This window comes from Nocardioides psychrotolerans (assembly GCF_943371775.1).
In the GTDB taxonomy this organism is placed as follows: Bacteria; Actinomycetota; Actinomycetes; order Propionibacteriales; family Nocardioidaceae; genus Nocardioides; species Nocardioides psychrotolerans_A.
In genome coordinates, this window is record NZ_CALRWD010000123.1 from 1 (window position 1) to 7946 (window position 7946).

Below are 7946 nucleotides of genomic sequence, written 5' to 3' on the forward strand. Positions count from 1 at the left end.
GGCATAGCGGTCGCTGCCCTCGGAGCGCACGGTCACACCACCGCGGGCGTCGTGGCCGTGGCGGTCGAGCTTCCACGCGGCGAGCCGCACGACCATCGTCACGGCCGCGTTGGTGGGCTTGGCGGCCTCGAAGTTGCCGATCACCGAGATGCCGACCGACGCGTGGTTGAAGCCCAGCGCGTGGGCACCGCGGACCGGCTTGCCGACGCCCCCCGACCGACCGACCCAGGCGCGACCGAAGCGGTCGACGACGAAGTTGTAGCCGAGGTCGAACCAGCCGAGCGACTGCGTGTGATAGCGGTACATCCCGCGCAGGATCCCCGGCACGTCGGCACGCGTGTAGTCGTTGCCCGACGCCGTGTGGTGCACCACGACCTGCCGGATGCCACCGTTGTAGCGCGGCTTCCCGTTGCGCCACGACGGGTCGGCACCCCAGCGCTGCCGGCTGACCAGCTCGGGCTGCGGCGCCCGATCAGCGGCCGGGACCACGCGCTGCGTCGTACGCGACGTCGGGGCAGCCGCCGTGCGGTCCTCGGCGCGGACACCGGGATCGATCAGGACCAGCCGCAGGCCCCGGTGCCCGGATCCATCCACGTCCACCTGCACACCGTCGGAGCGGTCCATCCACAGCAGCTCGGTGGCGCGCAGACCCGGAGCGCCCTCACCGGCCCCGGCCCCGTCGACCAGGACCTCGGCCTCGCGCCAGGGCCGCCAGCCCTCGGGCCCGCGCGAGCGCACACGCAGGCTCGGGTCGGGGCCGCGCCAGGTCAGCCCCACCATCGAGTACGACGACGTGGCTCGCGGCGCGCGCGCCTCTGCGGCCGGGACCTCCAGGGACCGCACGGACGATCCGGGGTCGGCCTGGAGCCGCAGGACGGGCCGGGCATCGACGACAGGGCCGGCCGCTGGAGCCGCCGAAGCGGCACCCGCGACCGGCGCCGGGCTCACCAGCAACACGGTGGTCAGAGCGACTGATGTGACGAGTGTGGCGATGTCCGAGATCCGCATGACATGCCATCCTGCGCCACACCAGCCCCTCCAGTCGACTCTCCGGTCGGCCGCTAGCGAAGCTTGATCACCATGACCTCCCGTTGTCCCCTGCTGAGGATGACCAGGGTGGCCTTGCCGATCCTCCCGCTCCTCAGTGCCTTGGCTGCGGCGCCCTTGGCGACCAGGCGGACCGATTCCGAGCCAGCCTCCAGGGTGGCCCTGCCCTGGGCCAGGACGGCACCGGACCTCAGACCGGCGACCTTGCCCGCGGTCAACAGCTTCAAGGTGACCGAGCGCTTCGCGCCCGTCGCCAGAGCGAGCTGGACCGTGGTCCTACCGGCGTTGGAACCGACCGTCGCCCGAGGCGTCACGGTGACTCCCGTCGGGTTGACCGTGACCGTGGCGGAGTCGCTGTTGTTGCCGGTGTTGACGTCATGACTGCTGGTCGCGGCCGACGCCGTGTTGGTGACCTGCCCATCGCCCGGGTCGTCCGCCCCCTGGGTCCGGATCGCCACGCAGAGCAGGCCGAAGCGTGCGTTGAGAGGGCCACCGGTCGGGTTGTGGAACGTGAACACCCGGGTGATCGGCTGCGGGTCGTTGCCCAGCGACACCAGACCGGGGTCGATGTCGGCCCAGGCCACGATGCCCTTGTAGCCGTCGGGACAGGTCAGCCTCTTCTCCACCGTCTGACCGGCCGGCACCGTGACGGTGTCGGACAGCGCGGTGAACACCAGGTCGTGGCTGTGGCCGGACGCGCTGCCCAGTGCCGAGGAGAGGCAGCGGATGCTGAACGTGCCGGTCGCCGAGGTGTCGACGTCGACGATGAACTGCCATGCCGACCCGGCGCCATGGCTACCCACGACGGCGGTGCCGGCGGTCAGCACGTAGCTGGGCTGGATCGGGTAGGACCCGGCCGCGCAGGTGAGGTCGACGACGTGGCGGCCGGGGCCGAACGTCTCGGTCGAGACCGAGGGGCCGGTGATGACCAACGGGTGGCTGTGGTCCTCGCCGGAGACGGTCCGCTCGCTCGCGCACACGACCTCGACCTTGGCCTGGACCTGGCCGGTGGTGTTGTTCCGGATGGTCCCGGTCCAACCCTTCCCGTCCGAGGTCACGGCACTGGTGAGGACCTCGACGTCCTCGAAGCCGCCCGTCCCCTGGTCGACGTGGTCCAGTCGCACCGAGCCGTCGGTCGCGACGTACCCGCTGGGGCACTGCGTCGTGCCCGTGGTCACGCCGGAGAACGACGAGATGTGCGACTCCACCTTGGTGTAGTCCAGCTGGTGCTGGTGGCCGGTGTTGCCACCACTCGTGGCGCTCGCGTCCACCTTCACGGTGATCGTCACCGCCCGGTCGTCACCGGCCTCGATGGTGCCGAGGTTGCAGGTGACCGTGCCAGCTGCGTAGGTGCACGCGGCGGACGACGAGACGTACGTCGTGCCGTGGGGCAGGGTGTCGGTGACGACCACGTCGTGCGCGTCGCCGACGCCCTGGTTGCGGACGTTGATCGTGTAGGTGACCACGTCACCCGGTCCGGCGATGGTGACGTCCGAGGACTTGTCGACCACCAGGTCGACGTCGTCGGGGTCCCCGCCGGCGACCGGCACGTTCGCCGTGTCGTCGTCAGTGACCGGGGGGCCGGTGGGCGGCGTGCCGCTCGTGGTGGCCGTGTTGTCGACCGACCCGTGATCCACGTCGCTCTGGGTCACCGTGTGCGACTGCGCCGGCAGGAGCGGACAGCCGGCGGTGGCGCCGACAGCGAGGACAGCCACGCAGGGTGCGTTGCTCAGCCCGAACATCGGGTCGCTGATGGTGACGTCGGTCAGGTCCACGTTGCCGGTGTTGGTGACGTGGAACGTGTAGGTCAGCACCTCGCCCAGCGACCCGACGGCGTCGGCGTCCGAGCTGTCGAGGACCTGCTTGTCCAGGAAGATCCGTGCCATCGCGCTGGCCGTGGCGATGGTCGCGTCGTCGTCGTCCGTCACAGCGGGACCCGACGGCGGCGTGCCGGTGGTCGTCGCGGTGTTGTGGATCGAGCCAGCCGCAACATCTCCCGACGTGGTGGTGTAGCTCTTGACAGGGCAGGTCGCGCTGGCGCCCACCGGCAGGCTGGCCACGCAGTGGACGTTGCTCATGCCGAGCTTGATGTCGTCGATCACGACGTTGGTCAGCGCGACGTTGCCCGTGTTGGTCACCACGAACGAGTAGGTGAGCACCTCACCGGGTCCGGCGATGCTGTCCGCGTCGGAGCTGTCGGTCACCGACTTCTCCAGGTGGATCGCGGGCGTGGCCGGCGCCGGGATCGTGGCGTCGTCGTGGTCGCTGACGTCCCCGCCGGTCGGGGGCGTGCCTGTCGCGGTCGCGGCGTTGTGGACGGAGCCGTTGGCGACGTCGGCAGCGGTGACGACGTACGTCTTGGTCGGGCAGGTGGCGCTGGCCCCGACGGCCAGCGTGGCCACGCAGAGCTCGTTGGTCATCGACAGCTTGGCGTCGGTGATCCGCACGTTTGTCAGCGGCACGTTGCCGGTGTTGGTGACGACGAACGTGTAGGTGAGCGTCTCGCCGAGCGAGCCGACCTGGTCGGCGTCGACGCTGTCGGCCACCGACTTCTCGACGTCGATCCCCGGAGCGTTGGTCTGCGTCGGGATGTTGGCGTCGTCGTCGTCCATGACGTCGCCGCCGCCGGGCGGCGTGCCCTTGGAGGTCGCGACGTTGTAGACCTTGCCCGCCGCGAGGTCCGCCGCGGTCACGACGTAGGTCCTGGTCGGGCAGGTGAAGCTCGCACCGACGGCCAGGTTGTCCACGCAGGGCACGTTGCTCATGGAGAGCTTGGGGTCGGAGATGGTGATGCCGGTCAACGGGACGTTGCCGGTGTTGGTCACCGTGAAGGTGTAGGTCAAGGTCTCCCCGAGGGAGGCGACCGTGTCGGGGTCACTGCTGTCGGTGACGGTCTTGGCGACCACGAGCGCCGGCCTGGCCGGAGTCGGGATCGTCGCGTCGTCGTCGTCGGTCACGCTGGGTCCGGTCGGCGGCTTGCCCGACGCGGTTGCCACGTTGTGCACCGACCCGTGCGCGATGTCGGCCGCCGTCACGACGTACGACTTCGTCGTCGCGCACGGCTTGGTCTCCCCCACGGCCAGGTTGGTCACGCAGGCGACGTTGCTCATGCCGAGCTTGGCATCGGTGATCGTCACGTTGGTCAGCGGGACGTTGCCGGTGTTGGTGACCGAGAACGCGTAGGTCAGCGTCTCGCCGAGCTGGCCGTCCGAGCCCTGGTCCTGGGAGTCGGTGACCGACTTCTCGAGGCTGATGCCCGGCGTCGGCGGCTGGACGGGGTCACAGCCCTCGACCCAGAAGACCTTGTACTTCTTGTCGCTGCCCTGGGAGCCAGGGGTCTCGATGGTGAGCTTGAGGTGGTAGCCCTGGATCGGGTGTGCCGGACCGTCGAAGCTCAGGGTGTAGGCCTGTCTCCCGTCGAGGCCGGTGGCCGTGCCCGCACCCGTGGCGGGGTCACCACCGACGAAGACGGTCGGCGGCCCCGAGACCGTCAGCCCGACGCTCACGGTCGGCGACTGCATCTCGAAGGTGACCTTGGAGACGATGGTGGGCCCCTGGTCGAAGCCGTACCACTCCACGGAGAACGTGCAGCCCACGTGTGGGTCGTTGTTGGGGATCGAGTCGAAGTCGCCGTCCTCGACGATCTTCACCGTGCCGTTGTTGCCGCCCGGATCACTGGCTCCGCCAAGAGGAGCCCGAGGCCGCCGAGGCCTGCCCCCACCCTGCGGCCGGTAGGAGCGCGGTCGCAATCGCCAGGATGACGAGGACGACGAGCTTGTTCAGGGCGCGCGAGAGCGCGCGTTCGCGGACGAACATTGGTGAACCCCCCAGTTCTCAGCCTGCTGGCGTGAGGTGCTGGGGGTGGCTCGAGGCGTCGAAGGACGCAGGATTCACCCCTGGCCCAGCTGCCCCCCGGCGCTGGTACCCCTCAAGTCACGGCCCTTATGACGGTAGCCCTCTCGTCGCGGCACCGCAGCCGAACCTGGGATGTCCTCCCCGACAAGCCCCTCGTGCTAGCTGAAGTCGAGGTCGCCCTTGCGCGAGCGCTTGAGCTCGTAGAAGTGGGGGAACTTCGCGACCGCGACGCACCCGTCCCAGAGCTGTCCGGCCTCCTCGCCACGCGGGATGGAGGAGAGCACCGGCCCGAAGAACGCCGCCCCCTCGAAGGCGATCGTCGGCGTGCCGACGTCGTCGCCGACCTGGTCCATCCCCTCGTGGTGCGAGGCCGCCACGGCCTCGTCGAGGGAGGCGTCGTCCATGGCGTCGACGAGCTCGGGCTCGAGTCCGGCGTCGGCCACGGCGGCGGCGATCAGCTCGCGCGAGATCTTCTCGCCGCCGTGGTGGATGCGGGTGCCCATCGCGGTGTAGAGCGGCAGCAGCACGTCACGCCCGTGCTTCTGCTCGGCCGCGATGCAGACGCGCACCGGACCCCAGGCAGGCTCCAGCATCTCGCGGTACTCGTCGGGGATGTCCTTGTCCTTGTTGAGGTAGGCCAGGCTCATCACGTGCCAGGTCACGTCGATGTCGCGCACCTGCTCGACCTCGAGGATCCAGCGTGAGGTGATCCAGGCGAAGGGGCACAGCGGGTCGAACCAGAAGTCGGCTTGGGTCTTGGTCATGAACAGATCCAACACCCCGGGGCCCGAACCTCTTCCCCACGCGCCTACCGCTTCTTGACGAACACCCGCTCGGACCCGGCCGCCGGGAGCGCGGCACCGCTGCCGGAGTAGAGGACGCGCACCTTCTTCCAGCCGGGCGTGAGCCCGTCGAGGACCACGCGCGCCTTGCCGGCGACGACGTCCGCGGTGACCTTGCGGGCGCCGATCGAGACCGTGACCGTGCCGGTCGGGCGGGAGATGCCCGGAGCGGCGACCCGCACGATGACCACCGCACGGCGTGGCGTGCTCGCGGGCTTCACGTGCAGCACCGGCTTGGTCATCACCGGCGAGTCGCCCCGGACGACCTGGGAGGTGCTGCGATAGCTGGTGCGGCTCAGGTCGACGCGCACCGAGATGTGCGATCCGACGTCCCCGCCCCTCAGCTCGTACGACGGACCCGTGGCCCCGGCGATCGGCTCGCCGTCGCGCAGCCAGGTGTAGGCGACGGTCGCGTCGGACGGCTCGACGACACCCGGGACGACGGTGAGCGTCCGGCCGAACCGCTCGAGGCCGCTCAGCGCGAAGGGCTGGGTGATCGCGATGGTGCCGGCGATGACCGGGGCCGTGGCCTCCGAGACGACCTTCTTGGGCGCGTAGCCCGGTGTGCGCGAGGTGACGGCCGCCGTGATGCGCGCGTCGATCTGCGGCTGGGCCAGGCGCAGCTGCGACCCGGTGGCGCCCGCGATGGCCGCGCCGTCGGCGTACCACTGCACGGTGGTGGAGCCCGGCTCCGGCGACCAACCGCCGGGAGAGACGGTGAGGACCTCGTCGACCTCGGGCACGCCGGAGATCACGGGAGCCGCGGTGCTGGTCTGCTCACCGACCCGGACGTCGTCGGGAGCGGGTGTGCGCGCGGTGGCCGCGGCATAGCCCTTCTTGGTGGCCGTGACCTGGACGGTCAGGCGCTTGCCGCGCTGGGCCGGCGTCGGGACGTAGCGCGCGGCGGTCGCGCCGGAGATCGCCGAGCCGTCCACGAGCCACTGGAAGGCGTAGGAACCGGCCGGCTTCCAGGTGCCGGCGCTCGCGACCAGGGGACTCCCGACCCGGGGCGTGCCCTCGACGGCGGGCGGCTCGACGTTGGTGACGGCCAGGTCGTTGAAGTGGATGAAGCCCGAGGGCCAGCGCCCGTCGGCCTTGCGGATCGTGCGCCAGTGGAAGTCGCCGGACCAGCTGTCCTCGGAGATCACGATGACCGTGCTGGAGACGACCTCCTCCACGTAGGCGACGTGGCCGCTCGAGCCGGTGCCCGGGGCGTTGGCCCGCCACCAGGCGATGGACCCGACCGTGGGCACGGTGTCGGTGATCCCGGCCTTGGCGATGCCCCAGTGGCTGGCGTTGCCCTCGCCCGACCACGGACGGGTGTTGGGCATGCCGCTGCGCACCATCCGGTAGGCGGCGTAGTTGGTGCAGTTGTGGCCGGCATACATCCGCCAGTACATCTGCGAGCCGGCCGTGCGGTAGCCGAAGTGGGAGTAGCCGGCCTCGGCGCACGCGACGTAGCCGGTGCACAGGTAGGCCGAGGAGCGCTGCTCGACGGCGCCGTAGCGGGTCAGCGACGGCTCGTCGACCTGCTCCTCGACCCTTCGCTCGTCGGCCTGCTCCTCCGCGTGGACGGAGCCCACCCCGACGAAGGGGGTCACGGACAGCATCAACCCGCTGAGGAGCAGGGTGCAGCCGAGCCGCCGAGTTCGGGTCACGAAGGGAGATTAAACAGGTGTCAAGCACCAAACGCGGCGTTTCGCGACAATTTTCTCAGGGAGTGACACTCGCCCCACCTCTCCCTCGCGTCCCCAGGGTAACCATCCGGGGGCGGGGTCCCCGCGCTGGTTGGTGGCCCCACGAGGCCTGCTGCCATGATGGCGGGCATGCCTGGAACCAACCTGACCAGGGACGAGGCCGCCACCCGCGCCGCCCTCCTGGCCGTCGAGTCCTACACCATCGACCTCGACCTCACCGTGTCTGACAAGGTCTTCGAGAGCACCACCGTGATCCGGTTCACGTGCTCGCAGCCCGGAGCCTCCACCTTCGCCGACCTCGTCGGCGCGACCCTCCACGAGGTGACCCTCAACGGGCGATCGCTGGACCTCGTCGACGCCTACGTCGACTCGCGGATCCTCCTCGACGACCTCCAGGGCGACAACGAGCTGCGCGTGCGCGCCGAGCTGCCCTACAGCCACACCGGCGAGGGCCTGCACCGCTTCGTCGACCCGGTCGACGACCGCGTCTACCTCTACTCGCAGT

4 protein-coding genes and 1 pseudogene are annotated in these 7946 nt (G+C 70.3%); 1 reads left to right on the forward strand and 4 read right to left on the reverse strand.

Annotation, left to right across the window (positions count from 1 at the left end):
- The 4 genes from AAG827_RS21545 to AAG827_RS21560 all read right to left on the reverse strand — a co-directional run.
- Positions 1-948 (reverse strand): peptidoglycan recognition protein (locus AAG827_RS21545; RefSeq protein ID WP_341928261.1); only part of this gene is annotated, 948 nt, incomplete at its 3' end.
- Between the two features lie 113 nt (positions 949-1061).
- On the reverse strand, positions 1062-4697 hold the full coding sequence (locus AAG827_RS21550; RefSeq protein ID WP_341928262.1) for a DUF11 domain-containing protein: 3636 nt from the start codon (positions 4695-4697) through the stop codon (positions 1062-1064).
- 363 nt (positions 4698-5060) lie between these two features.
- Positions 5061-5666 carry a disulfide bond formation protein DsbA gene (locus tag AAG827_RS21555; protein WP_341928263.1) on the reverse strand — a complete coding sequence of 202 codons (606 nt, stop codon included), beginning with the start codon at positions 5664-5666 and terminating at the stop codon, positions 5061-5063.
- Between the two features lie 44 nt (positions 5667-5710).
- Positions 5711-7402 (reverse strand): CHAP domain-containing protein, encoded by a 1692-nt coding sequence (locus tag AAG827_RS21560; protein ID WP_341928264.1) that lies wholly within the window; start codon positions 7400-7402, stop codon positions 5711-5713.
- A 168-nt stretch (positions 7403-7570) separates the two neighbouring features.
- Between AAG827_RS21560 and AAG827_RS21565 the strand changes: the two are divergent.
- Positions 7571-7946: pseudogene (locus AAG827_RS21565) on the forward strand (aminopeptidase N); the annotation flags it as partial.